Origin of the sequence: Paenibacillus hodogayensis (assembly GCF_039536325.1) — a bacterium.
Taxonomy (GTDB): Bacteria; Bacillota; Bacilli; order Paenibacillales; family NBRC-103111; genus Paenibacillus_AB; species Paenibacillus_AB hodogayensis.
On the sequence record NZ_BAAAYO010000012.1, the window covers coordinates 150,175 to 174,886 of the forward strand.

Below are 24,712 nucleotides of genomic sequence, written 5' to 3' on the forward strand. Positions count from 1 at the left end.
TCCCATAGTTGTAAACTGTAAATATTTTGTATAGAGGGGAAAATAGCAGATGATGAGATTCGTACACCTGACCGACACCCATTTAAATGCCCCAGGGAAGAATGGACAATTTCCCACTTCCAACCACTTTGAGAAGGTAGAGCAAACCATTCGTCATGTTCGCGAAACCGGAGTTGACCCCGAGTTTGTTCTTGTTACAGGAGATCTTTCTCATGGAGGGGACGTAGAGGACTACATCTTCATTCGTTCTCTTTTCGATGAAGCTTCCCGGCAACTCGGAGTACCCGTCTATGTTGTCCTCGGCAATCACGATCATCTGTCCGCATTTCGCCAAGGCTATCTTGGTGAGTCGCCCTCAGAAGATCCATTCTATTATGTTCAATACATTCAAGGCTTGCGTCTTATCGGCCTGAATTCCCAAGTATCTGGTCAGCCCGGCGGTCGGATCGACGATGTACAACTGTCCTGGTTGGAGAATCAGCTTCAGACGCCGGCGCCCAAAGGCACAATCGTCGCCCTTCATCATCCGTTGATCAGTCTGGGCGGGTATACAGCCAAAGGATTGCTCGTCGAGAACCGCGAGCAAATCGCCCGCGTTATAGCTGGGACGGATGTAAAGGGTGTTTTTGCTGGGCACGTTCATTCGAACTTATTCGGAATCAGCCAAGGTATCTTCCACATCGTAGCCGCAGGCACCGCTTTCACCGCGGAGTTGGAGGAAGGCAGGCAGCATTTTCAGTTTGTCGATATGTGCGGGTACAATATCGTTACGGTAAACGAAGAAGGGATTATGGTTCAGGCAATCGATCTTCCACGTTCGCGCACCGAATATATGCGAATTCCGAGCAAGGGAGCTTTGTCCAAATAGCAGATATTGACGGAAGTTCGGCTTGCCTGCCTAGACGTAGGTATTATCTGCTAGCTTCATACCAAAAAGCCGTCGGAATTCCGACGGCTCTCGGTGCTTTATGCCTTAACGGCAATAACGGTCGAACGCTTCTTCGAGGTCCGCGGCGATCTGCTCGGCCGAGCGGTTCTCGATCTGATGGCGCTCGATCATGTGGACGAGTTCTCCGTCCTTCATCAGCGCGATCGAAGGGGAGGACGGCGGGTACGGCGAGAAAAACTCGCGCGCCTTGGCTGTCGCTTCCTTATCCTGTCCGGCGAACACCGTGAACAGGTGATCCGGGGTAACGTCGTGCTGCAGAGCTTGGGCAACGCCCGGACGGCATTGGCCGGCGGCGCAGCCGCAGACGGAATTGACGACGATGAGCGAAGTTCCTTTCGCTTGATCGAATTGCTCGGAGACTTCTTCCGGAGTCCGCAGCTCCTGAATGCCGAGACGCGTCAGCTCGTCGCGCATCGGTTGAATCATATCGCGCATATATGCTTCGAATGACATGGCCATGGTGGCTTCACTCCTTCAAGATTCGAAAGGCTCGAATCGAAAATGTATGGGTTTCCCCTTATTATACATCTCCAACTTGCCGAAGCAAAGACCTTTGCCGAAAAAGCTCCCCCGGGCAATACCCGAAAGCTTGCTTACGGAGTGTCGGTTTCCCTGTCCAACAGCTCCCCGTCATCATCAGGCTCTCCGTCATCGTCCGGCATCTCGTCATCATCGACCTTACCCGTTGCGCTTTCGTAAGCGGCATTTTTGTCCGGGTGCATAAAGCGTTCTCCCGATGCTCCGGGAGCGATACCCTTCTCGAAATAATCGCGGTTTTCCGCCGTCTGGAAGCCGATGTCCTTGAACGGATGCACCCAGCGGTCCCCTGTCATAACCATCGGATCGGTATCCTTGCTCCATTGGCTGAGCGGCGATTCCCGGGACTCGTAGATATGATCCCCGATCGTCACCCCGAATTCGTTGACGAACGGGCGGCGAGGCCCTCTGTCTTCGGTAAACTGCGGCAGGAAGTTGATCTCGAACGGATCGAGCGGCTCGTCCTGCCCTTTGTTGTGCGGTTGATCGTCCATAGGCTGCTCCGTGACGTTACACCGAAGGCCGATTCGGTCCGGCCAGCTTCTTGTCGGCGGACACGTCGGCATTGCGGCTTTTTTTGGCGTTTTGGCTGTCCTGGCGGTTTTGCTCCAAAGACTTCTGCGGATCGGTATGCGAGTTCGACACGGAAACGTTCATCTCCTTTCCGACCTTATTATGCATCGAAGGCGGGGAAATAATGCCTATGCCGGCCAGAACGAGCATCCGCCATTGAAAGGCCGAAAGCAGCCCGTACGTTCGCTCCGGCGGAACGTCCCAGAATGAAACCAGCAGCAAGCCGCTTCCCATATAAAGGGCGGCGGTGCGGAACATAGTCCCGTCTCCGGCCGTCCCCCGTTTGAGCCAAAGCAGCAGCGTCACCAGAACGGCCACGATCAGCGCATAAGCGGAAACGGGATGGTAGCGGTACTCTGGATCATTCAGCATGACGCCCCATGGAACCGTGGTCCGCTCCCCGTATTTCCATGCTATGGCGCAATAAACCGCTGCGGCCGCCGTTGCTCCAAAGGCCGTCAAATCGGCAAACAGCCGCCAAGGAATCCCCGAACGCTTCACCTTGACGAATAAATAGAAAATAGCCGCCGCAACCGCCAGGCTCGCCTCCCTTCCCCCTCCGTTCATCATCAGCAGCGCAAGCGGACGGTCCCAGACGACAGAGGGCGCGAATAGAACATGCCCAAACTTCCAGACGATCAGTACGAGAAAAGCGGCGTTTTGCAGCAATTCCGCCGACGCCTTGGCGGGAGCCCCCTTCGTCAGGGATAACGCCCGAACCGCGAGCATGGCCGTTACCGAAGCCGCAACAACCGCCAGCAGACCGGTTTGAATCGTGAAAGGGCCCCAGGAAACAAGCTCCGGCAATCGCAATCACTCCAATTCTCATGTATAAGTAAAAGAGTTCTATACAACCTAATGAAAAACGGCTTTGGCGTAATTCGACATATTTCTGTGTCAATTTCAGCCAATCCGGGGTAATAACAACTGGAGACATTGAACAAATGGAGGGAACGCCTTTTGAGAAAGATACGCTTCGCCGGTTGGTCGCTTGTCGTAATCGGAACGTTGGCTTGGGCGGCGTTCTCGATTGCAGATCCGTCTTCCGCTCCCCCGGAGCAGTCCACCCATCTGGACCGGCTGCCTCTTGTTCAGCTTTTCGCAAGGTCGTCTTTCCCGGATTTTTTGGCCAAAGCGGCGGAAACGGGTTTGCGGTCAGATGAGGTTGATCCGGGAACTCTCTACCCGGATACAGGCAGTCATACGGCGATTGAAGCCGGGAAAGCCCGGGACGCCGAACGGCCGCTTGCTACCTTCTCGCTATTAAGCGACATCCATGTGCAAAAATCCGACATCGAATCGCAGAAGATGTTCGTGAAAGCGCTTCAAGATCATTATAGCATAAAGCCGGACGCGGATATGCTCATTTTAAACGGAGATTTGACGAACGGGCTGCAAGAAGATTTCGACACGCTCCGTACATTGCTCGATCAGAACCGGCACGCCCCCGTGCAAGCGACGATGGGCAACCATGAGTATTACCGGATGTGGCTGCACGGCGACCATTACGATTACAGGAGTCTGGGTGCGGCATGGAGCTCCATGCAGGCCGTCGACCAGTTCACGCGCTTCTTCTCGTATGACAAGCCTTACCATGAAACGTCGGTTCGCGGTATCCCCTTCCTGTTTATGAGCGGCGAAGCGTACCGGGACGTCGACGAGACGATCGGCGAGGACGCTTATTTATCGGAGGAACAATTGGACTGGCTCGACGAGCGGCTGGCGGCTCACCAGGCGGCAGGCCGTCTTCAGACCGTAGCCGACGGGGAGTCAAGTGAAACCGGTGCGGAAGCCGGGACAACGAAAACCAGCCCCCTCCTGCCTGCCCTCGTGTTTCTCCATCAGCCGCTCCCGGGTACGCTCCCGGGCAGCACGATCGAGCGAAGCGTCGTTCAGCACGAGCGGCTTCGCGCTATTTTGGACAAGTATCCGTTTGCCGTTCTGTTCTCCGGTCATACGCACTGGGACCTGGCGACGACCGAGCAGGTATGGCAGGGTGCATTCGCCGCCGTCGGCAGCGCCTCCGTGCGTCTCGTGTACGGCACGGACAACCAGCCGCTCGATCCGGTCAAAAGCGAAAGCCTGGTCGTCGTTGTCTACCCTTCGCGCATCGTCGTCCAGGGACTGGATCATGGCGACGGAAGCCGCATCGGAGAGAAGAAGATAATTTCTTTGGACAACCCGAAGAAGCAGTCGCGAGTAGCCGGAGATTCGCCTCGCTAAAGATCGGCAGAACAGTCGGCGTAATGTCAGAGTCGGCGTCCGGACTCCATTTCTTCCGGCGTCCAGATTTCCCGCCCATAGACGAACGGGCACTCCCCGAGCGGGCAGCGCAAAGGCGCGGCCCGTTTTTCTTTTTGCCCAAAACGCGATACAATGGGTGTCATTAGGAAGCCGGCTGGCGGCAAAAAGCGAAGCGAAGGAGAAAGAACCCTATGGTGGACGTAATTGTAGTGGGCGGCGGCCCTTCCGGTCTGATGGCCTGTATTGCGGCCTCGGCCGCCGGAGCGAAGGTGCTGCTCGTCGACAAAGGGGACAAGTTGGGGCGCAAGCTCGGCATCTCCGGCGGAGGAAGATGCAACGTCACGAATGCCAAGGAGCTTGACGATCTGATCCGACACATTCCCGGTAACGGCCGTTTTTTGTACAGCGCCTTGAATGCGTTCGGCAACCGGGAAATTATTGCGTTTTTCGAAGGAATGGGCATCAAGCTTAAGGAGGAAGATCGCGGGCGGATGTTTCCGGTAACGGACAAGGCGAAGACGGTCGTCGATGCGCTGGTCGGGAAGGTGCGCGAGCAGGGCGTGGCCATTCGCGTCAACAGCCCTGTCGAGCGGATCGACTATGCGGATGGCCGGACCGCCGGCATCCTGCTGCGCTCGGGCGAGCGGCTGCGTAGCCACTGCGTCGTGGTGGCGACGGGAGGCAGATCGGTGCCCCATACCGGCTCGACCGGGGACGGCTACCCGTGGGCGCAGGAAGCCGGACATACAATCACGGAGCTGTACCCGACGGAGGTGCCGATTACGTCGGCCGACGCCTTTATTCAAAGCCGGGAGCTGCAAGGGTTAAGCCTGCGCGGCATTCATCTGTCCGTATGGAACGAGAAGGACAAGCTGATCGTGGAGCACGAGGGCGATATGATCTTCACTCATTTCGGCATATCCGGACCGGCGGCGCTGCGCTGCAGCCAATTTGTCGTCAAGCAATTGAAGAAAACCGGAGACCGCACCGTGCGGCTGACGATCGATCTGCTGCCCGGCCGTTCCGCAGACGACATCTACGCGGAAACGATGCAGTTGGCCCGCGAGGAATCGAAGAAAGCGATCAAAAACGTACTGAAAAACCTCTTCCCGGAAAAGCTGATCCCGCTGCTTCTGGTCAAGGCCGGTCTTCGCGAAGACACGACCTATGACAATATTCCGAAGCAGCCCTGGCTGGAGCTTTGCCGGCTCGCCAAGGCATTCCCTGTGCGGGCAAACGGGACGCTCTCCATCGAAGAGGCGTTCGTAACCGGAGGAGGCGTTCATCTGAAAGAACTCGATCCTAAAACGATGGAATCCAAGCTGATGCCCGGCCTGTTCTTTTGCGGAGAGGTGCTGGACGTGCACGGCTACACCGGGGGCTACAATATTACCGCGGCGTTCTCCACCGGGTATACGGCCGGGAAAAGCGCGGCGGAAGCCGCGCACGCATTCGCTCCGGAGGCGGGTCCGAGCTCGGAGTAACCGCAGTTCTTGCCGTTTTATCCAACTACACTCGCACTCCGGCCGAAAAGCGGTCGTAATCGTCCCCTGACGGGTCAAACCGTTCCAGCCCATCCCGCTCGTCTTCCAATGGTGCGGACAGGCCGGCCGACTCTCCGGTATAATAGGACTCCGGCCAGTCCTCGTTGACGACGTGTGCCGGAATCGGCACCGCATCCAGCTCGTAGGCAGATGCGTACGAATCGGCGTAAGCGTCGCCCTGTTCGGTATCCAGCAATAATCCTCCGTACGCCTGGGCAATTTCCAGAGCGGACGTCAAATCGTTGTGTTCAATGAATAGCTGGATGACCGGCGTCCCCCGGATAGTCTGGACATGGGCGTGATAGCCTAGCTCGCCCAGCGTATCGAGAGCGAGGGAGGCCGTGGCCTGCTCGGAAAACTCGAAATAGATTGGTACCTGGCTCATGCGGGAAGTCCCCTTTCTTCGTGGCATCAGCCTCTAGCTTTTTCTTTCCGCCCCTTCCTTATACATCCAGAAGTTTTCGGAACCAGCCTCATGCCTTAACGGTCTCCCGCATTACCAACTGTTGAACAGCTCTCCGAGCGCATAACCGACAAACCAACCCGCCGGTACAAGCAGCAGGCCAGTCTCCCAGCCGTAGGCCGACCAGCCGAACGCCAGTCCCGCCATTACGGCGAACGGCACGAATACCAGCGGCGTCGCCCGGGCTATCGCCTTGAGACGGTCCGGATTCTCCCAGGGGAATAAACCGACGAACGGAGAACCCAGTACTTCCTTGCCGAACAGCTTGGTCCAATAAGCAAGCAGACATGAAACGCCCAGCCAGAATATCCATTTGACCGCCACCGGCACCAGCAGCAGTCCGATAACGCATGCCAGCAACAGTTGAATATACAGCTTTATCTGGGTACCGCTGCGGTAAAACGACTTCACGATCGTCTCGGCCAGTACCCGATCCGGCGTCCGCTTGCGGAACAACCGAGGGGATCCGCGGAAGAGAAGCGGCTTGGACCGTTTGCCGATCTTCGAAGGCAGGGGGACAAGCTGGCCCATCAATAAAGCGGCATATTTCATTCGCTGGTCGTATTCGTACGCCACATCCCGGTAAAAGCTCCCCTTTGTCTCAAGCCTCCATCTCGCGAGAAGCGCTGTCGATACCGCAAGCAGCACGGTCAAGCCGATTGTCCACCCCCAGGGCGCATCGGGCAAAGCCGCCGTCAGAAACAGCCAGCCGGTGATGGCGAAAGCGACCGTATTGGCGATCCACCCCAAGATCCGCGGCAGCAGCAGCGCCAGCCAGCGCCCGCAGAGCAGCCGATTCGTCCCGGTGACCGCAGCAAGAATCGCAAGCAGAATCAGGCGGTATACGTCGTACCCATGCGCCAGCATGAGAAACGGGGCGAGCACGCCGACGGTCAGGAACGACAGCACGATACGAACGAATAACGAGTAACCGAGCCCAAGCCGCTTCAATCGGCTCATCCAGGCCTCGTTGCGAAGCAGGAACAGTTGATCGGCCTCCTCCACGAACAGCCGGACCGAGCCGAATCCCGTCGTCACGTACAGCGCAGACAGCATGACGCCTACCGGCAGCATGCCTGCCCAGCCGGGCGTAGCCTTCCACCACGATACGTACTGGTAGACGGCGACGAGTAAGGCCGGAATTACAATATATAAGGCAACTGTCCAGTCGACAGCCATTTTCCATACGCGGTATTGAAACCGCCATTCCGATTTCAGCCTTCTTGCGAACAACCCGCCCGCATTGATCATCCCGTCTCTCTTCCCTTTCCGGTCAAGTCAGCGCATGAAAGCATTCGAACAGCGTCGCCTCTGGCATGCCGCACGCTTGGCGGATATGCTCCAGATCGCCCTGGGCTACCGTCCGGCCGCCGTCCAAGAGTATGAAGGAATCGCAAATTCGCTCGGCGGTGTCCAAGACGTGTGTAGACATCAGAATGGCCGCCCCCCGTTTCCTTTCGCCGTTAAGCGTATCGAGCAATTCTCTGGTTGCCTTCGGATCGAGTCCGATGAACGGCTCGTCCACAATATACACGTCCGGCTTGGTAAGGAAGCCGAGAATGAGCATTACCTTCTGCTGCATGCCTTTGGAGAAGGACGTAGTCAGCTGATCCCGGGCATGAGACAGGCGAAATTGGGCAAGCAGCTCGCCGGCCCGTTCCCGGAACGCTTGCTCGCCGAGACCGTATGCGGCGGCGGCCAGCTCCAGATGCTCCCATAGCGTAAGCTCCTCGTATAGAATCGGATGCTCCGGGATATAGGCATACGTCCCTTGCGGGCCGCTAAAGACGATCTCTCCCGACGTTCGTTTCAGCAAGCCGAGAATCGCCTTGATCGTCGTGCTTTTTCCTGCCCCGTTCGGGCCGATCAGTCCGACCAGTTGACCGGCCTCCAGCGAAAACGCCACGTTGCTCACGACGTCCCCACGCTCCTCGTAGCCGGCCTGTTCGATATTCACTTTGAGCAGTTCCATGACTGCCGCCCCTCTCCGTCACGCCTAGTATGCCATCACGCAAATCCGTACGCACTCCTCCAAAGACCGGCCAACCGTCTCTCCGGCAGGCGGCATTCACGGCTCCTCGCATTAACATTGGACCATCGTCATTATTGAATATTAGCATATTATACTTTCATAGCGACCGTCCAGTCCGCTCCATGGCTCGCCCGTCTCCAACACAAAAAACCGCCCCTGATCGCGCGTATCGTCCACTTCCCACGATCACGCCGTCCGGGCGGTTTTATCGATGTCGTCGTTCATAGTCCTCCTGGCTGTTTCAGGCTCCTTCGCCCGATCTGCGGCGCACCCGCTCGTACTCGTTCAGCTTCTTGTCGAGAAGCTGGCTCACCCTCACGACGCAAGAGTGCGTCAAATCTCCGTGACGAGCCGCAATGAGAGTCAGTTTCCGTTTAAGAATTTCGATTTCGTTTAACAGTTTCATAGCCGTTTCCCTCCCGCTCCCGATGGTTTTGCTGTTGCTCGCGGTACAACCGGTTCAGCAATTCCACCAGCTCCGCGTCGAACAGCACGTCGCTCCAGCAGTAAAGCTCCTCCAACGCCTCCCGATGGCTGAGGCCGATCGACGTATGCGCGTCGGTCATGGTTGTGTAGTTGCCGGCAATTCGCAAAATACGCGCATTCAAGGATAACGTTTTCCAGGTCAATCCGAACGGATAGCCTGTCCCGTCCAGATTTTCGTGATGGTGCAGCACCGCTTCACCGTCGACGGCGCCTTCCTCGATCAGCGACCGCAGGATGGCTGCTCCGTGCTTCGGGTGCTCCTGCAGCTTCCACAGAGCGCCTTCGTACAGTCGGCTGCGGTTATCCAACAATTCCTTCTCCACGTGCAGCTTGCCGATGTCGTGCAGCAGCGCGGTCCGGAACAGCACTTGCTTTTCCTCGTCCGTATACGAAAGCCCCTCGGCCATCAGTAACGCGTAGTGGGCTGTCATCAGGCTTTGCCGATAAGTCGGGGGATGATGCCGCTTCAACCGTTTGAGCAGAAAGGCCGCTTCCGGCTCCTGCTTGTCCCATACGGCCACACTTTGTTCCATATGCTCTACGTTCATGCCGATCCACTCCTTCAATCCGTCCGTCTTCTTCTGCCGGCTTCCTTGTTGTACCTCCATTTTCCGTTTTTTACGGCGAAAAGGGTATCCCCGGCATTTCTTATCTTTTCCTTCGGACGGATTCGCGTCAGTCCCACTCCTTTCCTATTGGCGGCTGGAGATCGTTCAAGCGAGCAGGACCACTTCCTACTGGAGCTAGTTGTAAGGGGGTTTTTCCGTAAAATACTGGTAACATAGTCGTTTTTGCCCTTACAGTACACTAAACGCCAGACACATCGGCGAAACAGGACAAAAGACCGATTAGCGCCACTCCTCGAAAGCGCAACAAAAACACCGCCTGCGATCTCCTTCCGGCAACCGTCAACGGTGTTTTAGGGGGTTAACCATTCGCAGCGCGAATTATTGATTCCAGCCGGCTTTGTAGACCAGCGCGATCGCCTGGGCCCGGTCGGTTACGCCGAGTTTGTGAAAAATATTGGTCATATGGTTTTTGACCGTATGCTCGCTAATAATCAGCTTTTCGGCGATTTCGCGGTTGCTTTTCCCCTCCAGCACTTGCCCGAGCACCTCCTGCTCCCGCGTGGAGAGCGGCGGAAGCTCCCGCAGCTTGCGAATATCCGGAAGCTCCGAGCCGAGAGCCTCGCGCGAGCTGGCCGGTTCCGCCTCCTCGCCGAGCGATATTTCCGTGTCCACGACCTCGCGCGAGTCGCAGAACACCCGGAACGACTGCCTGAGCTCGGCGGACACTGCCCACAGCTGATCCAGTGCCTGCAAATCGCGATTAAACTGCAAATAAAAATAGATCATGGCAATAATCTGACCGCCGATCCCGTATAACGGAGCGGCTGTCCGCGGCTTGTTCTCCTCCAGCAAAGCGATAATCGAGTGAAAATCCTCGATCAGCTGCATCTGCTCGGGGCTCGGAAGCAAGTCGTTGCCAAGAAACGACGGGGAATACGGGTAGATCAGACATGCTTCCCCGATATGCTTAATATCGCTGTCGGGCAGCTTCAACGCCCGGGCGAAAGGGAGCGCAAGCTCCTGCGCCTCGTGCGTCATCTGATACGCATAGGAGTCCCAGTAGCCAAGCGCCCGGTTCAACAACTGCACGGCATCGCCGCGCTCGACCCGCCCTTTGTCCCACAGCCGGTACAGCACGGTGGCGGCCGCCTGGGCGACAATCGTCATATATTCCCGGTACAAGGCGTATTGTCCGGCCTCTTTCAGCGCGATGCACCATACGCCAAGCAGCTCGTTCTGGTAGAACAACGAGCACTCCAGCACCGGAGGCAGCGAGGCGCTCTCGTACAGGTCCGCGGCGGGGGCAGCCGTTCCGCCTCCCCGTCTGGAGGACCATCTCGCCGCCACCTCCTTCACGTATCGTTCCGCCTGCTGCTGCCCGATCCCGCGCGATACGAGCTGCACCTTGCTGGCCGACTGTTTCAGGACGACGCAGGAGAACGCTCCCTCCACCAAGTTTAGGCTCATATCGATCAATATAAAAGACAACCGCTTCGCATCTTGGGCCTGATTGATCGAACCGCACGTCTCCACGAACGTGGACAGTCTGGTGAAATTCGTATCGCGGTCTTGCCGGACCGCGCTCAGCGTGATCTGCATCGTCCAGTGGGCGGCGAACGCTTGCACCCACGACTGGATGCCTTTCCCAAGCGTCCGCTCCGTCACGCTGCCTCCGAATAGCACGCCGAACAGCTCGCGCTCCCGCATGACGGGCACGCAAAATAGCGCTGTCGGGCAAAGACCGCGCTCCGCGAAGATAAACGTTCGGGGGTCCCGGTCGACCCGATCCCAGAAGGCCGCCTTGCGCGCCGTCGCCACCTGTCCGACGAACCCTTCGCCGAGCGAGAAGGACAAGCCCCGGATACCCTCCGTGCCAGGACCCGTGTAATGCCCGATGGTAAACTGCTGCCCTTCCGTCTTCTTCGCAAAACCGACAAAATCGACCTTGTCGGTCGCATCCGCCAGGGCGTCCATCCATTCTTCCGGAGATCCGACGCCGGCGGACAATTTGCGCAGCAGCTCCGCCCGCCGATAAAACCGCTGCTCCTCCTGCTTCGAGCGAAGCAAGCCTTCGGCAACCGAGGCCAGCCGGCCGATCTGGGCGACCGCCTGCTCCGTATGAGCTTCGCTGCCAAGCGGAACCGATGGCCACACCTTCAGCCACGGGAACGGCTCTTCTTCGGCGTCGGGCTGACCCTGTGAACGGGACATCGCCTGCTCGTCCACCAGACAGCCCGCCCAGATGTAATACGTCTGCCGCTTGCTCATGTTGACGGGAGCCATTAATAGACGAACGCCGGGCGCCACATCGCATACGATCCCTTGCCTCGCGGCGGCGTATCCTTGCACGATCGTTTGCAGACAGGTTTCAAGACGGCCCTTCAGCGGCCCTAATCCCCGTTCGAACGAGGCGGTCATGCCGGACGGTCGCGTTAACCATTCCCCGCGTTCGTTCGTCAACAGGACCGACAAGCCGCTCTCGCTAGCATACAAATCCTGCAGGCCCAGCACGACGTTCAGTTGAGATTCCATTGCACGTCCATATCGCCGCAGAAGCTCGGCTCGATGTACCGGTAAATGGAACGCGACCCATTCCCCGTTCTCTCCACAATAGCCAGTGAGACGAGTCTGCCCAGCACCGGATCGAGATGTTCCATTTTACGGCCGAGCCGCAAGGATATTCCCTCCACCGTCTCCATGCTGTACGGATTGTTCTGAAAGAACCGGGTGCATTCCATCTGCAGCTGCCATATATCTTCTTCTGTCACACGCTCGCCTCCCGTTCAAAAGCTCGTTCCCCTTGGCTCAAGTCAGTCTCATAAACGGAGCCTGGGTCGTCGTCTCCACGACGTAAGGCTCGGAAATGACGCCGTTCGGCGACTTGACCACTTGCAAATATTGATAGGCGCCGTCTACCCATGTGCGGATAACGCCGTTGCACGTTCGTTCCAAAAAGGCAGATACCTCCGGACCTACCTCGCTGAAATTGCACAATACAAGCATCGTCATGCCCAGCGCCTTAATGCCAGCCGAGTCTTCCGCGAAATATTTGGTCGCATAGTCCCTGCCTCGTTCCGCAATAATCGTGTTCAGATCGTAATAGACGAACCAGTCGCTGTGCTGCTCGATCAGCTCAGTGATCTTGCCCTGTACGACCTCTCGATATTGCCGGTTGTCCAGGCCGCTGACGTCCATCACGCTCGATTCGCAGTCTGTCGGGTAAGGCCGGGTATAATGCTCGATAAAGAAAATGTTGTTCTCTTGTGCCATCTGGCCTATGGACAGGCCGTGAAGCGCTAACATTTTGCCAAGATCCTGCGGAGTCAGGAAGCTGGACAAGAGCGCCAGCACCTTCTCCCCGGCCTGGAAGCGGTTAGCCAGCACGGAGGCGATCAAATATTTATAGTTCGCTTTGCTATTCGTATCCAGCAAGTAAACGCTTCCTTTAGTGATGCCGCCTTCCAGCAGCTCGTCCAGCAGCGCGATTCCGGTGGGGACTTTGCCCTGACCGTTCAGCAGCGCCAGATCCTCGACCATCGAGCGGGCCGGGATTAGCCGGATACCGTTGTCCGTCATCCGGTAAATATGCTCGCCCTCGCGTATGCGGCGCCCTCTCATTTTCAATATTTCCAGCGTGCGGACGCGGTATTTGTCCATCTGCTCCTTGAGCTGCAATTGTATAAAGCCGTCCGCTATGTAAGCTTCGAAGCCGGATTCTTCCTTCCGAGTCCCCCGTTCCTTGATGAGCAAGGAAGTCAAACCGAGCTTGCGAAATATATTTCGGAGCCGATACAGCATGCGGCGGTGCTCCTGCTCGTCGGTCGTCCCGTAACGAAACAGGCTGATGCTGTCGACGACGATTCGTTTGCAGTTCAATTCGCCGATCAGCTTCTCGATCATGCCGCCCGGATCGATCACATGCTCGAGAAAAATATCCGGAGACATGCTGATCACGCGGAGCAGCCCTTCCCTCTCCATCTTGCGAAGATCCCAGCCCAACGCCTGAGCATCCGCATACAGTTGGTCGGGAAACTCTTCGAAGGTGATGTAAAATCCGGCTTCTCCATCCTTTAACGCGCCGTAGTACAAAAACTGCATTCCCAATGTCGTCTTGCCGGTTCCCGGAGCGCCCTCGATCATAATGGCCGAGCCTTGAGGAAAACCTCCGTCCAGCAATACGTCCAATCCGCGAACGCCTGTCGGCACTGTGCCCATTTCGATCACCTGCGCGTCATCAAAGATATCGTTTCCTTCCTATTTTAGCATATAACCCGTACAAAGTCAGACCTTAAACGGTATTCTGGCATGAATTGATCTTTGCACCATAGGAAATTCCGTTCTTAATCCCGGCAATCGGATAGGAAAACAGCGCAAGCCGCCAGGCCTGCGCTGTTATGCATGATCGGATACGAGCAGCCTTCACGGTACCGTTTCCCTTTTTACAGGACGCGCCTGGCGCCTATGTATCTAGAGCCCCAATAGGAGCTGTACAGCGAATCAATCTTCGTTCCGCGCGAGGTCGTCGCCGATACGAACTGGCCCTCGCCCAAATAAATGCCGACATGCGTCGCAACCGCACCGGTGTTAAAAAACACCAGATCCCCCGGCTCCAGCCCGACAACCGGCTGACCGGACGAGTCGTACATGGAACGGGACGTTCGCGGCAGATCGACGCCGTTTTGAGCGAACACGTACCGGACAAAACCGGAGCAGTCGAAGCCTTCCGGAGTCGTTCCGCCCCACATATAGCGGATGCCGGTCATGCTCTTGGCCATGGCGACGATCGGTTCATTCTTGACGGTCGGCGGCTCCGCCTTGGGCATCAAGTTGTCCGCCGCAGCAGTCTTGTACCAGGCCGGCGCATGATAGCGTCCGTCCTGTCCGATAATCGCAATACGGTTGTCTTTATCCCACTGCACGATATAGCCGAGCGTCTCCGACAGGATGCGCAAAGGCACATAAGCCGTTCCTTGCCGGTTTTGCACGGCCTCCGCCTCAAGCTTGACCGGCTTGCCGTCCAGCATTAACTCGGCCGCCCCAGCCTTCACTTCCATCGTTCGTTTCTTGTCGTCCTGAACGGCAACCTTCAGTTGGCCGTTATCCGTACGCCAATCGAGCGTATAGCCCAACGCCTCGAAAACCGGACGCATCGGGACCAAGGTCTGCCCGTCGCCGTCAATGAATGGCCCCGCTTCCGGGAATTCCACCAGTTTATCGTTAATCTGAATTTTGACGCCCGAATCGGCCCCGGTGGTGGGCGAAGCGGAGGCGATCCCGCCGGACATGCCGGTAACGGTAATGCCTACGACGCACGACAAAGCAATATGTTTCCACAAACGCTTCAAACGGTTCCCTCCCGCGGCCTCCGAGGTTAGCTGACGGGTTAGGGAAGAGGTTGTTCCCTTGCCGGCATAGAAGCGCCGGCATTCACCCCGAGTGAATCGTCCCCCGTACCAAATATTCGGAATATTCGGATTCGGCCTGTTTTAAAGTTGAGTTTTAAGGGTATCATACCGTTTTCGTAAAGGTCAACCTACAATTTTTGGAATTATGCGACATTATACCGGTAAATCCCGGATATCGTCGCGGCTGATGCGCACCGTCCGGTCATTGATCCATTCCACGCCGGGTCCTTGCATCGATTGCCCCACAGCGGTCAAATACCCGATTTCGAGCGTATAAGGAGCCGCTATACCGGTAAAAGGGGGAATTTCCGCCATGCGTCGCACCGACTCCGCCGCTCCCTCCCGTACGGCATGACACGCTTCCTCGCCGTCCAGATGTTCGGCGGCTTCTATGCCCAGTCCGCGCTTGACGACCGCCGTCTCGATCTCCGGCACGAACAGCAGCGCCTCCAAAGCGGCTTTGTCATCCCCTGATAGGAAGATGACCGGCACGCCCTGCACCCCGGCGACGAGAGCCCTGGCTCCGAACTCGCCGATCAGCACCCCGTTCAACCGGTAATACGCTACCGACCGCGACGAATACGTATGATTCAGCGGGGCGTTGTACGTCCCGGCCATCGCATGTTGACCGACGAACAGCAGCGCATCGTAGCCTTCCAGCTTTTTGTAAGGATGTCCTTCCCGCAAATACGTCCCGCCGACGATATCTTCGGCGAACAGGCCGCCCGGACCGTGTCCGTCCCATACGTCGATTCGCGCATTCGGGTAGACGCTGCGAATTCCTTCGATGCATGCATTCACTTCGCGGGCCAGCAGCTTCTTTGCGGCATCGACCCGCTCGGGGTAGCCGTCTCCCGGTCTTGTCTGGGTGAAGCTGTCCACGCCGGCAGGCCCTTCCAAATCGGTCAAAATAAAAAAAGATTTCATGTTTTCGAATCCCCCATCATCAAAATAGCCTATCGCTTGGGGGTATAGTTCGCGAACCATTGGCCATTTCCTGCTAATAAAAGAGAAAAAAACTCCAACCGCTTGGCCGATAGCAGCTTGGAGTTTTGGCGTTTTCTTTTATAACGTTAAGAAGTATCGGTCTCCGCCCCGGCCAAGCGACGCGGACTTCAAGTTTCGGTCATCGTCCCGCCGTTTACGTGGAGCACTTGACCGGTGACGAAGGACGAATCGTCGGAGGCGAGATAAATGTAGGTCGGTGCAAGCTCGAACGGCTGTCCGGCACGCTTCATCGGCGTATCCGTTCCGAACGTCCTGACATATTCTGCGGAATAGCTGGATACGATTAGCGGGGTCCAGATCGGTCCCGGCGCCACCGCATTGACGCGAATTCCTTGCCCGACGAGCTGTAGAGACAGCGAGCGTGTGAACGACACGACCGCCCCCTTGGTGGAGGAGTAGTCGACAAGCAGCGGAGCGCCCGCGTAAGCCGTCACGGAAGCGGTGGAAATGATCGTGCTGCCCGGCTTCAGATGCGGCAGCGCCGCCCTCGTCAAATAAAAATTCGGCCAAATGTTCGTCCGGTACGTATCCTCCAGTTGTTCGTCGGTTATGTCCGCTATGCTGTCCTGAGGAAACTGCACGCCCTGATTCAGAATGAGCACATCCAGCTTGCCGTATGTCTCTATCGTGCATTGCACCACGTGCTGCGAAAACTCGGGCTTGCGCAAGTCGCCCTCGATCAACAGACAGCGTCCCCCGTAGTGCTCGACGAGCCGCTTCGTCTCCTCGGCATCTTCGCGTTCGTACAAGAACACGATCGCCACGTCGGCGCCTTCCTTAGCGAAGCCGATCGAGACGGCCCGCCCGATTCCGCTGTCTCCGCCGGTGATGATGGCGATTTTGCCGTCCAGCTTGCCGCTCCCCTTGTAAGCGGGGTTATCCGATATTGGAGCGGGGTTCATCAAATATTCCAGTCCCGGCTGTACGTCCTGATGCTGCGCGGGAAAGGTAATCGGCACCTGCCGGCAGCGCGTCTCGGTGCTGTAGTAGGGATACATGGGAATCATGGCGATACCTCCATTGCTCTTGATTCTTTCCTTATAGAGCAGGGTATTCGCCTACCGGCCGGAAAGTGCTTGCCGCTTGCCCTCCGGCTCCTCGTCCCGCCGATGGTTATCCGGCCGGGGGAAAACCGAGCGTGAACACGGCCCCTCCGTTGCTGCCGTTTCTCGCGGTAATCAGACCGCCGCATCGTTCCACGATCGCCCGGGCTATAGCCAGCCCGAGGCCGGAGTCGCCGTCTTTCCCTTTCACGAAGCGGTGAAACAAATAAGGCAGCAGCTCATCCGGTATGCCGTCCCCGTCGTCGGAAACGGTAATCTCGACTTTCCCGTCACGAAGCGCCGCCCGCAGATAAATGTCGCGGCGGGCATAGCGGACCGCATTGGACACAATATTCAGCAAAGCCTGCAGCAGCTTGTCGCGGTCTCCGCGTACGACCAGCCCTATCAGGGCGTCGTGCTCCATGTGCAGAGCGAGTCCTTTACGGACCAGCAGCGGGTTGATGCGCTCCGACGTTTCGTTCAATACATCCTTCAACTGCACATCGTCTATGCGGAAAATATGCTCTTCGCTGTCCAGCTTGGCAAGCAGCGTCATTTCGGTCACGATGTTTTTCATCCTGTCGCTTTCGCTCAGAATAATGTCCAGCCCTTTGCGTACGCCCTCCCCTTCAAAAACCCCGTCGCGTATTCCTTCGGCGTATCCGGCAATCGACATCAAGGGCGTCTTCAGTTCGTGAGAGGCATTTTGGAAAAAGTGCTTTTGCACTTGAATAAATTTGTTCAGCTCGCCAGCCATGTCGTAAACGGTTTGCGCAACCGAACCGATTTCGCCCCCGGTCTCGATCAGCTCGACGTCCGAGAATCGGCGTTCCGTCACCTTCCGCAGCTCCGTCCGCAAACGGTTCAACGGCTTGATCAGCCGGTTCGTGATCAGCAGACTGAGCCCGAACATTAGCGCCACGCCTGCGCCGAATACGATCAACAGCCGCCCGAGCAGCTCCTGCTCGATCGCTTTGATTTTATTCATCGGCGTATAAAGCGTCAAAGTGCCTTGGGGAATCGGGTTCCTTTGCACAAGGTAGCCGGTTGCTCCGGTTGTGGTGAACTGGATGTCCATCGGCTGCGCCAACCGAACCGCCTGCAACGAGATCGCTGTGGAACTGGCCCCGACCGCCGCCGTCGTCGAAGTGACCGTATCCGTTACGATATTGCCCGCATCGTCGGTTACGACGGCGCTCATCCCAGAGACAAGAGGAATGACCGGGACCACGGCAGTCCTTTCAAAAGCGGTTCCCGTCTTCATTTCGTCATCCTGCAGCGTTGCTTTGGTGAACGAGGCGGTCAACGCCTCTCCGACCGTGCGCATATCTTCCTTCTGGGTGCCGATAAAATGGCCGAGCAGCACATAATGAATGACGATACCCGTAATGGCCAAAACGAGCACCAGCGATATCCCGAAAGCCAGATTAATTTGATGGACCAGCTTCATACCCCAGTTCGCCTCCTTCCGTTCTCATGCGGTATCCGTGTCCCCATACTGACTCGACCGGCAAATTGTCTATTTTTTTGCGCATTCGCTTGATCAAATGATCGACGGCTCGGTCGCTGCCGAAATAATCTTTTCCCCATACTAGCGTCAACAGCTCGTCTCTTGTAAAAGCGCGGTTCGGATACTCGACGAACACTTTGAGCATATCAAACTCCTTGCTCGTCATGTCGATCTCGGTTCCTTGCCAAAACACGCGCCGTTCCTCCACCATCAATTGAAGCTGGTTCACGGTCAGCGCGGAAGCTCCCGCCGTCTCCGGCTCTTTGTCCTCGGCATGCTTGAACTTCTCCAGGCGCTGAAACTGCCGTTTGACCCTCGCCACCAGCTCGCGCGGGCTGAACGGCTTGACCATATAATCGTCGCTTCCGAGCTCGAGCCCCAATATTTTATCCACATCGGTATCCTTGGCCGAGATCATGATGATCGGCACGTCCGCCTCGGCACGAATACGCCGGCAAAACTCGTACCCGTCCATACCGGGGAGCATGATGTCCAGCACCCACAAGTCCGGCGGACTCGACTTCCATAAATCCCAGGCTTGCTCGGCGCTTCTCAGCCCGATCGTACTGTAGTTTTCCTTCTGCAAATAAGCTTCAACGAGGTTGCGTATATGTTCATCGTCGTCCACCACGGCGACGCAATAAGCGCTAGTCATTCCGGTACCTCCTGTGGGTTATCTGCTTTTTATTATAGCAAGTCGCCGGGTGAAAAAGGGCCGTGCCATCGTTTTTCCACAATTCCACCAACGGTCTGCCACAGCTGCCCGAACTTCGTACCAGAAAAAACCGGGCATACCGAAAAGGACAGCGCAACCTTATCCTACCGGCATAAGGCTTTGCTGTCCTTCTGTTATGTAAGCGATTGGCTATTTCATTTAACCCTATAATGTTGAACGAAATGATTGACGCCCGTTGCATTCCGAAAAGAATGACCTTGCCGCTTCAAACATGTTGTTTTGAACTCCTTTTTTGGAATAAGCCAAAACTCACTTGCAAGGCTCATCCTTTTTCTCCATTTCACTCCGCTTTTCCAAGAAGCTTTTTCGTTCAACTTATGTAGTTTAGGTGGACATCCGGTTCAACAAGCTGACCAAATAGCGATCCAAACTCTCCATCACCGTCTCTGCGGTAAGTCCCGTCATCCCCAAGGCGGTCCACCCGCCGTATACTTCCGGCCGCTCGTAAGCGAAATCGATCAAAGTGACGAGATCCCAGTAAGGATCGTATGCAAAGGATGCTCCGGCATGATTCTCGTAACAAGCCAAAAATTCATCGGCCGCCCCAATGCCATGCAATTGCGCCAGGTTGACGCGACAATGGCCGACATCGATGCCGACCGGGCCGACACAACCGTTGACCCAATCGACGACGCCGCTTACCTTGCCGGCATGCCATAGTACGTTGGCCGGATGATAATCGCGGTGGATGAAGCGCATCGCGGCTCGGGGGCGGGTTCCCGTCACGATATCGGCCGCTTTCCTCCATAAGTCCGGCACCTTCGACCAAGAGGTTGTATCCAGCGTCGCAGCGTTGCTGTAAGGCGCGAATGTCCACGGATGATCGCCGGCTTCTATCGTGTGAAGACGCGCCAGCGCTTCTGCCATGCCATCCAGCCATAGCGCCCGGTCCGGCGGCTCCAGAACGACTCGGCCCTCCAGCCGGGTCATCACCACGACCGGCATGCCGCACTCGCTCCCGCTTTGGTCACAAGCGATCAGCGCGGGCGTCGGCACCTCGCCGGCTTGCGACGCTCTACGCAAGCTCTGAGCTTCTTGCAAAGCGAGATCGGGCTGTTCCCGCACCCAGTCGGCATTATCGAACTCCCGCACCACGACGGCTCTCTTGTCTCCATGAGAACGCAACACCACGGCGTGGACCCGTGAAGACACTCCCCCTTGCAGCTGTTCGACGGCAAGCACGCTTGCTTCGGGGTCTACTGCATCGACCACCCATTCGAGGGTGTGATCGGATAACGTTTTGCTGATCGGAACCATCAGTCTCCGCCTTTCTGTAACCATTTAATGCCGTGAACGATCGTCTTAAATCGGCTCCAAGCCCGACGCGATCAGTCCCTCCTTCTGCACTCTCGTCCATATTTCCTCGACGGTTTCCTCAGGCGTCATGTCCGAAGAGTCCAGCCACATGCCGATTCGAGGAGTTTGCTCGCGATGCAAGCGATCCAGCCCTTCCACGGTCCAAGCTCCGTATCCTTTTTTGGAGCGGGCCGCCTCCCTTTGCGCGACGGCTTCCGGCTTGGGACAAAGCACCACGGCGTAGAAGGGGCGGCTTCGCACGAACGAGATGAACTCGTTCAGTACGGGACCGACTACCACATCCTGGACGACGACGGTGAATCCGGCTTGGACATACAAATCTGCCGTTTGCGCGGCCAGCCGGTATCTCAGACGCAATTGATCCAACTGCTCTTCTCCCGCATCCGGATTCATCTCCTGGCGGTTGTTCACGATCATTCTCCGAAACAGATCTCCGCGGACATGCACTGATTTCTCGAACCGTTCGGACAGCAGCTGGGCTACCGTCGATTTTCCGCTTGCCATAATTCCGGTAACGAGAATGATACAAGGGCCTTCCGTAAACATAAGATGCCTCCCCTCTATTTCCTTTATTATACTCACAATTCATATACGGTTTTAGGGCAAGTTCGTCTTCATTTAAAATACACACAGTCCGCCAGGTACGTCAAAATCTAAAAAAGGGTAGCCGGAGTAACGAAATTGCCGCATTCAAAAAACCAGTCAAATCAAAAGTTTGATTTGACTGGCCTTGTTAAAACAGGCGCTGCTGCGGCCAACGCCTTCAATTCACTTTGAACGCCTTCATCGCTTTGACCAATTCTTTGAAAGAAGGGCGCTTACCGTACATCAGGACGCCGACGCGGTATATTTTGGCGGCGAGCCAGCCGAGCAGGACGATCGTTCCGGCCGTGACGACGATAGACAGCCACACTTCCCACAGCGCCGGATCGCTCATGCCGATCCGCAGGAACATAATGAGCGGCGAGAAGAACGGGACGAACGACATTGCTACTACGAATGGCGCATCCGGGCTTTGCAGGCCGAACATCGCGATCATGAAGCCAGCAATGATGAGGAACGTAACCGGCATAATCGCCTGCCCGACCTCCTCGGTGCGGCTTACCATGGAACCGACGGCAGCGAACACGGTAGCATAGATAAAGTAACCGAGCACATAAAAGACGACCAGGTAGCCAAGCAGCGAGAGTTGCACATCCGCCAGATCGATATGCAAGCTGCCTATTATCTCCCGGTTATGCGGAAGAAGCAGGTTGGCCGCGCCTACGGCAACGAATAGGACGATTTGCACAAAGCCGAGCAGGCAAATCCCGATAATTTTCCCGAACATCTGCTTCAGCGGCGAGACGCTGGCGATCAGCACCTCCATGACGCGCGAGCTTTTCTCGGCGGTAATTTCCGTCGCGACCATGTTGCCATATCCGATGACCGTCATATAGAGCAGGAACAGCAGCACATAGACCAGCCCATAAGCTAGTATTCTTTGCGATTCCGTCTTCCCGGACGATCCTTCCTGGATCTGCACGGTGTCGACCGTTACCGGCGCATTTAGCATCGTCCGCTGGGCCGGGCTCAGCCCGAGTCCTTTGACGACGGCTTCCGTCTTGATTTCCTGCAGCGCGCTTCTCAGCTGCGACTCGACGGACCCGCCCAGCGAGCTTTTCCCATAATACGTCGCTTTCGGAAATCCGGTCGCGGCATCGTCGGCAAACTCCAGATAGCCTTTAATTTCCTTCGCCTGGAATTTCCCTTGCGCCAGCTTCGCATTCGCTTCCCGCGATCCCTCATCGCCCAGCATGACGATTTGCAAGCGACTCCCTTGATGAGAATCGTACCAATCCTTCAGCGCCTTCGTAATCTCGGTTTCTTTGCCCGCAATCCCGACCTTCACCGGATCGTTGGAGGAGGAGAAAGAAGCGATAATAGCAGGCAAATTAATGAGTGCCGATACGACCACGGCCAGAATGAGAGTCGTTACTATGAACGCTTTGGCTTTCACGCGATTCATAAACGTAAAGCGGATTACTGTAGACAGCTTATTCATGACCGGTTCTGCCCCCCTACCGTCTTGATGAAGATTTCGTTCAAGGTCGGCTCCATGATCTGAAACCGGTATACTTCCGATTGCTCCGATGCCGTCCTCAATACGTCTTGTGCCACTTCCGGCTTGTCGATGCGTATTTCCGTCCACGCTTCGCGGCGCTCGACGGAACGAACGCCCGGAATGCGATCCAGGCCGCGAATCTCCAGCTCGGTATCCAGCAGCACCCGCTCCCGCGGAAACGAGCGTTTGATCTCCCGCAGATTGCCTTTCAGCACCGTATTGGATTTGTGCAGAATACAGATGTTCTCGCACATTTCCTCGACATGATCCATCCGGTGGCTGGAGAACAGGATCGTTTTCCCGTCCCGTCTAAGCTCGGTTACCGTCGCTTTCAACAGCTCCACATTGACCGGGTCAAGGCCGCTGAACGCTTCGTCCAGAATTAGAATGGCCGGGTCGTGGATGACAGCGGCGATAAACTGGATTTTTTGCTGATTTCCTTTGGATAGCTCTTCTACTCTTTTGCCGTAGTAGTCCGGTACCTCGAAGCGCTCCAACCAATGACGCAGCCGTTTGTCCGCCTCCGAACGTTTCATCCCGCGCAATTCGGCCAAGTACAGCACCTGATCGCTGACCTTCACCTTCGGGTACAGGCCGCGCTCCTCGGGCAAATACCCCATCAGACGCCGCAGCTCGACGGAATAGCCCTGGCCTTGCCATAAAATATGTCCCTCATCCGGATGGATCAGCCCCAGCACCATTCTCATCGTCGTCGTCTTTCCGGCTCCGTTCGCCCCGAGCAGACCGTATATTTCCCCCTGTCCGACTTCAAAATCAATGGCGTTTACCGCCACCTGCTTCCCGTAATGCTTGGTCACGCGACTAATCTGCAACGGCTTCATGATCAATCTCCTCTCTTCGTTCCGGCTTCCACCGTTTGCTTGACCGATGCTCTCATCATATAATGCAAAATTTCGTCAAGCTCCACCGCTTGTCTCCGTACGATCGCAATCCCGGCCTCCTCCAGCGCCCGCTCCGTGACCGCGGCGTCGCGGGTCACAATCCGGGTCAGTACCCCTTCCTCCCGCTCCACCTCGCCTGGCAGCCCGCTTGCCGTCTGTTGTTCGACCCAGAACATTCTCCATTTGTCCAGCATCGTGTCCTTTTCCTGGTAATGGAGCAGACGGCCCTTATATAAGAAGGCCACATAATCCGCCAATCGGCGCACTTCCTCGACCGTATGGGTGGCGATGAGCACCGTTCTCTCTCCGGTATTGGCAAACTCGCGGATTTCATCCAGCATCGTTCGCCAAATAAAAGGGTCCATGCCTGCGGATGGTTCATCCAGTATGAGCAGCTCCGGCATTTGCGCAACCGCGAGGCTGAAAGCCAGCCGGCGTTTCATGCCTTTGGACAACGTGCGGACTTTCGTCATTGGATTCAGTTCGAATTTCCGGCTCAGATCGGTCCATTTCTCCGCACTCCATGACGGATACCAGTGGGAATGAAACTGGGCGACCTCTTCGACGCGTCCGCTGGCTTCCTCGATATAGGACAGGTCTGGAACATAGCCAATTCTCCGCTTCACCAGCACATCATCCTGGCCAAGAGCGTTGCCCAACAGCTGGATTTCTCCCCGGTCGGGCTTGATGATGTCCATCAGCATATGGAACAAGGTCGTTTTTCCCGAGCCGTTCGGCCCGACAAAAGCGACGACAACCCCCGGTTCGATATTCAGTTCGAGCGGTCCCAGTTGGAACGACTCGTACGATTTCTCCACACCGCTTGCCGAAATTACAAAATCGTTCATCATCGATCGTCCCCTTCGCTGCGATTGGCCGCTTCCCGCGGCATGATGCGATCCAGGCAATCCTGGAACAGCTTGCCGATCTCTTCGCGGGTCATATGCACCCGCTTGGCCGTTTCAATGGCGCTGCGGAACGCTTCCGCAACAGCCCCTGTTCGGTACTGCTCCCGCTCTATTTCCCCAACCGAAGCGACGAATGTTCCGGTCCCCTGCTTCGTGCGCAGCAATCCTTCGTTTTCCAAATCCTGATACACCCGGCGAATCGTAATGATGCTGCAATTCATATCCTGCGCAAACTCACGAATGGATGGCAGCGGCGCCCCCTTAGGCAATGTTCCGCTCAGGATCAGGGACCGGAGTTGTACCTCGATCTGATGATACATCGGCTCCGCCGAATCGGCGGAAAGTTGAATCGGTATTCGCACGTCTACTCCACCTCCGATAG

The 24,712-nt window shown here is 56.5% G+C and carries 25 protein-coding genes and 1 riboswitch; of the genes, 3 read left to right on the top strand and 22 right to left on the bottom strand.

The window, feature by feature from the left end; genetic code table 11:
- The first annotated feature begins 49 nt into the window (after window positions 1-49).
- A complete protein-coding gene (locus ABD796_RS25780) occupies window positions 50-868 on the top strand; it encodes a metallophosphoesterase family protein (protein WP_344913432.1) in 819 nt (272 codons plus the stop codon).
- A 105-nt stretch (window positions 869-973) separates the two neighbouring features.
- On the opposite strand, the gene ABD796_RS25785 is transcribed toward ABD796_RS25780, so the two are convergent.
- From ABD796_RS25785 to ABD796_RS25795, 3 genes are all read right to left on the bottom strand, one after another.
- Window positions 974-1,408 (bottom strand): BrxA/BrxB family bacilliredoxin, encoded by a 435-nt coding sequence (locus tag ABD796_RS25785; RefSeq protein ID WP_344913435.1) that lies wholly within the window; start codon window positions 1,406-1,408, stop codon window positions 974-976.
- A 134-nt stretch (window positions 1,409-1,542) separates the two neighbouring features.
- Window positions 1,543-1,980 carry a DUF3905 domain-containing protein gene (locus ABD796_RS25790; RefSeq protein ID WP_344913438.1) on the bottom strand — a complete coding sequence of 146 codons (438 nt, stop codon included), beginning with the start codon at window positions 1,978-1,980 and terminating at the stop codon, window positions 1,543-1,545.
- Between the two features lie 16 nt (window positions 1,981-1,996).
- Complete coding sequence (locus tag ABD796_RS25795) at window positions 1,997-2,866, bottom strand: prolipoprotein diacylglyceryl transferase family protein (RefSeq protein ID WP_344913441.1); 870 nt, start codon at window positions 2,864-2,866, stop codon at window positions 1,997-1,999.
- Window positions 2,867-3,019: 153 nt separating this feature from the next.
- Here ABD796_RS25795 and ABD796_RS25800 point away from each other — a divergent pair, with 153 nt between their 5' ends.
- Window positions 3,020-4,282, top strand: coding sequence for a metallophosphoesterase family protein (locus ABD796_RS25800; RefSeq protein WP_344913444.1), 1,263 nt, complete (start codon window positions 3,020-3,022; stop codon window positions 4,280-4,282).
- A gap of 212 nt (window positions 4,283-4,494) precedes the next feature.
- On the top strand, window positions 4,495-5,787 hold the full coding sequence (locus ABD796_RS25805; protein WP_344913447.1) for a BaiN/RdsA family NAD(P)/FAD-dependent oxidoreductase: 1,293 nt from the start codon (window positions 4,495-4,497) through the stop codon (window positions 5,785-5,787).
- 25 nt (window positions 5,788-5,812) lie between these two features.
- Here ABD796_RS25805 and ABD796_RS25810 read toward each other — a convergent pair whose 3' ends face one another.
- From ABD796_RS25810 to ABD796_RS25900, 19 genes are all read right to left on the bottom strand, one after another.
- Window positions 5,813-6,232, bottom strand: a complete 420-nt coding sequence (locus ABD796_RS25810) for a hypothetical protein (protein ID WP_344913449.1) — start codon at window positions 6,230-6,232, stop codon at window positions 5,813-5,815.
- Window positions 6,233-6,343: 111 nt separating this feature from the next.
- A complete protein-coding gene (locus ABD796_RS25815; RefSeq protein WP_344913452.1) occupies window positions 6,344-7,561 on the bottom strand; it encodes an ABC transporter permease in 1,218 nt (405 codons plus the stop codon).
- Window positions 7,562-7,583: 22 nt separating this feature from the next.
- On the bottom strand, window positions 7,584-8,282 hold the full coding sequence (locus ABD796_RS25820; protein WP_344913455.1) for an ABC transporter ATP-binding protein: 699 nt from the start codon (window positions 8,280-8,282) through the stop codon (window positions 7,584-7,586).
- 301 nt (window positions 8,283-8,583) lie between these two features.
- Window positions 8,584-8,748 carry an aspartyl-phosphate phosphatase Spo0E family protein gene (locus tag ABD796_RS25825; RefSeq protein WP_344913458.1) on the bottom strand — a complete coding sequence of 55 codons (165 nt, stop codon included), beginning with the start codon at window positions 8,746-8,748 and terminating at the stop codon, window positions 8,584-8,586.
- Window positions 8,717-9,436 (bottom strand): HD-GYP domain-containing protein, encoded by a 720-nt coding sequence (locus tag ABD796_RS25830; protein WP_344913461.1) that lies wholly within the window; start codon window positions 9,434-9,436, stop codon window positions 8,717-8,719. Before ABD796_RS25830 ends, ABD796_RS25825 begins: the two co-directional genes overlap by 32 nt.
- Before the next feature lie 339 nt (window positions 9,437-9,775).
- Window positions 9,776-11,929: a LuxR C-terminal-related transcriptional regulator gene (locus ABD796_RS25835; RefSeq protein ID WP_344913464.1), complete on the bottom strand. Its 2,154-nt coding sequence runs from the start codon at window positions 11,927-11,929 to the stop codon at window positions 9,776-9,778.
- Entirely contained in the window at window positions 11,914-12,165 is a 252-nt protein-coding gene (locus tag ABD796_RS25840; protein ID WP_344913467.1) for a hypothetical protein, read from the bottom strand. The genes ABD796_RS25835 and ABD796_RS25840 overlap by 16 nt, the downstream gene beginning before the upstream one ends.
- A gap of 37 nt (window positions 12,166-12,202) precedes the next feature.
- Window positions 12,203-13,612: an ATPase domain-containing protein gene (locus ABD796_RS25845; protein WP_344913470.1), complete on the bottom strand. Its 1,410-nt coding sequence runs from the start codon at window positions 13,610-13,612 to the stop codon at window positions 12,203-12,205.
- 224 nt (window positions 13,613-13,836) lie between these two features.
- Window positions 13,837-14,742, bottom strand: coding sequence for a C40 family peptidase (locus tag ABD796_RS25850; RefSeq protein ID WP_344913473.1), 906 nt, complete (start codon window positions 14,740-14,742; stop codon window positions 13,837-13,839).
- Between the two features lies 1 nt (window position 14,743).
- Window positions 14,744-14,889: riboswitch (cyclic di-AMP (ydaO/yuaA leader) on the bottom strand.
- Window positions 14,890-14,955: 66 nt separating this feature from the next.
- On the bottom strand, window positions 14,956-15,729 hold the full coding sequence (locus ABD796_RS25855) for a M55 family metallopeptidase (RefSeq protein ID WP_344913476.1): 774 nt from the start codon (window positions 15,727-15,729) through the stop codon (window positions 14,956-14,958).
- A 188-nt stretch (window positions 15,730-15,917) separates the two neighbouring features.
- Window positions 15,918-16,817: an SDR family oxidoreductase gene (locus ABD796_RS25860; RefSeq protein ID WP_344913480.1), complete on the bottom strand. Its 900-nt coding sequence runs from the start codon at window positions 16,815-16,817 to the stop codon at window positions 15,918-15,920.
- A 106-nt stretch (window positions 16,818-16,923) separates the two neighbouring features.
- The gene (locus ABD796_RS25865; protein WP_344913483.1) at window positions 16,924-18,303 is read right to left on the bottom strand and encodes a sensor histidine kinase; all 1,380 of its coding nucleotides are present in this window, start codon (window positions 18,301-18,303) and stop codon (window positions 16,924-16,926) included.
- Window positions 18,281-19,018, bottom strand: a complete 738-nt coding sequence (locus tag ABD796_RS25870) for a response regulator transcription factor (RefSeq protein ID WP_344913486.1) — start codon at window positions 19,016-19,018, stop codon at window positions 18,281-18,283. The genes ABD796_RS25865 and ABD796_RS25870 overlap by 23 nt, the downstream gene beginning before the upstream one ends.
- A gap of 405 nt (window positions 19,019-19,423) precedes the next feature.
- Complete coding sequence (locus tag ABD796_RS25875) at window positions 19,424-20,356, bottom strand: phosphotransferase family protein (RefSeq protein WP_344913489.1); 933 nt, start codon at window positions 20,354-20,356, stop codon at window positions 19,424-19,426.
- Between the two features lie 45 nt (window positions 20,357-20,401).
- Entirely contained in the window at window positions 20,402-20,962 is a 561-nt protein-coding gene (locus ABD796_RS25880; protein ID WP_344913492.1) for an AAA family ATPase, read from the bottom strand.
- 217 nt (window positions 20,963-21,179) lie between these two features.
- Complete coding sequence (locus ABD796_RS25885) at window positions 21,180-22,460, bottom strand: ABC transporter permease (protein ID WP_344913495.1); 1,281 nt, start codon at window positions 22,458-22,460, stop codon at window positions 21,180-21,182.
- A complete protein-coding gene (locus ABD796_RS25890; protein ID WP_344913498.1) occupies window positions 22,457-23,362 on the bottom strand; it encodes an ABC transporter ATP-binding protein in 906 nt (301 codons plus the stop codon). The genes ABD796_RS25885 and ABD796_RS25890 overlap by 4 nt, the downstream gene beginning before the upstream one ends.
- Before the next feature lie 2 nt (window positions 23,363-23,364).
- Window positions 23,365-24,270: an ATP-binding cassette domain-containing protein gene (locus tag ABD796_RS25895; protein WP_344913501.1), complete on the bottom strand. Its 906-nt coding sequence runs from the start codon at window positions 24,268-24,270 to the stop codon at window positions 23,365-23,367.
- Entirely contained in the window at window positions 24,270-24,692 is a 423-nt protein-coding gene (locus ABD796_RS25900; RefSeq protein ID WP_344913505.1) for a GntR family transcriptional regulator, read from the bottom strand. Before ABD796_RS25900 ends, ABD796_RS25895 begins: the two co-directional genes overlap by 1 nt.
- Window positions 24,693-24,712: the final 20 nt, after the last annotated feature.

Coding starts and splice junctions, on each gene's coding strand:
- ABD796_RS25845 (WP_344913470.1), bottom strand. CDS start 13,612: ATGGGCACAGTGCCGACAGGCGTTCGCGGATTGGACGTATTGCTGGAC.
- ABD796_RS25880 (WP_344913492.1), bottom strand. CDS start 20,962: ATGTTTACGGAAGGCCCTTGTATCATTCTCGTTACCGGAATTATGGCA.
- ABD796_RS25780 (WP_344913432.1), top strand. CDS start 50: ATGATGAGATTCGTACACCTGACCGACACCCATTTAAATGCCCCAGGG.
- ABD796_RS25825 (WP_344913458.1), bottom strand. CDS start 8,748: ATGAAACTGTTAAACGAAATCGAAATTCTTAAACGGAAACTGACTCTC.
- ABD796_RS25870 (WP_344913486.1), bottom strand. CDS start 19,018: ATGACTAGCGCTTATTGCGTCGCCGTGGTGGACGACGATGAACATATA.
- ABD796_RS25830 (WP_344913461.1), bottom strand. CDS start 9,436: ATGGAGGTACAACAAGGAAGCCGGCAGAAGAAGACGGACGGATTGAAG.
- ABD796_RS25890 (WP_344913498.1), bottom strand. CDS start 23,362: ATGAAGCCGTTGCAGATTAGTCGCGTGACCAAGCATTACGGGAAGCAG.
- ABD796_RS25875 (WP_344913489.1), bottom strand. CDS start 20,356: ATGGTTCCGATCAGCAAAACGTTATCCGATCACACCCTCGAATGGGTG.
- ABD796_RS25785 (WP_344913435.1), bottom strand. CDS start 1,408: ATGGCCATGTCATTCGAAGCATATATGCGCGATATGATTCAACCGATG.
- ABD796_RS25790 (WP_344913438.1), bottom strand. CDS start 1,980: ATGGACGATCAACCGCACAACAAAGGGCAGGACGAGCCGCTCGATCCG.
- ABD796_RS25860 (WP_344913480.1), bottom strand. CDS start 16,817: ATGATTCCCATGTATCCCTACTACAGCACCGAGACGCGCTGCCGGCAG.
- ABD796_RS25810 (WP_344913449.1), bottom strand. CDS start 6,232: ATGAGCCAGGTACCAATCTATTTCGAGTTTTCCGAGCAGGCCACGGCC.
- ABD796_RS25805 (WP_344913447.1), top strand. CDS start 4,495: ATGGTGGACGTAATTGTAGTGGGCGGCGGCCCTTCCGGTCTGATGGCC.
- ABD796_RS25820 (WP_344913455.1), bottom strand. CDS start 8,282: ATGGAACTGCTCAAAGTGAATATCGAACAGGCCGGCTACGAGGAGCGT.
- ABD796_RS25815 (WP_344913452.1), bottom strand. CDS start 7,561: ATGATCAATGCGGGCGGGTTGTTCGCAAGAAGGCTGAAATCGGAATGG.
- ABD796_RS25885 (WP_344913495.1), bottom strand. CDS start 22,460: ATGAATAAGCTGTCTACAGTAATCCGCTTTACGTTTATGAATCGCGTG.
- ABD796_RS25855 (WP_344913476.1), bottom strand. CDS start 15,729: ATGAAATCTTTTTTTATTTTGACCGATTTGGAAGGGCCTGCCGGCGTG.
- ABD796_RS25865 (WP_344913483.1), bottom strand. CDS start 18,303: ATGAAGCTGGTCCATCAAATTAATCTGGCTTTCGGGATATCGCTGGTG.
- ABD796_RS25835 (WP_344913464.1), bottom strand. CDS start 11,929: ATGGAATCTCAACTGAACGTCGTGCTGGGCCTGCAGGATTTGTATGCT.
- ABD796_RS25895 (WP_344913501.1), bottom strand. CDS start 24,270: ATGAACGATTTTGTAATTTCGGCAAGCGGTGTGGAGAAATCGTACGAG.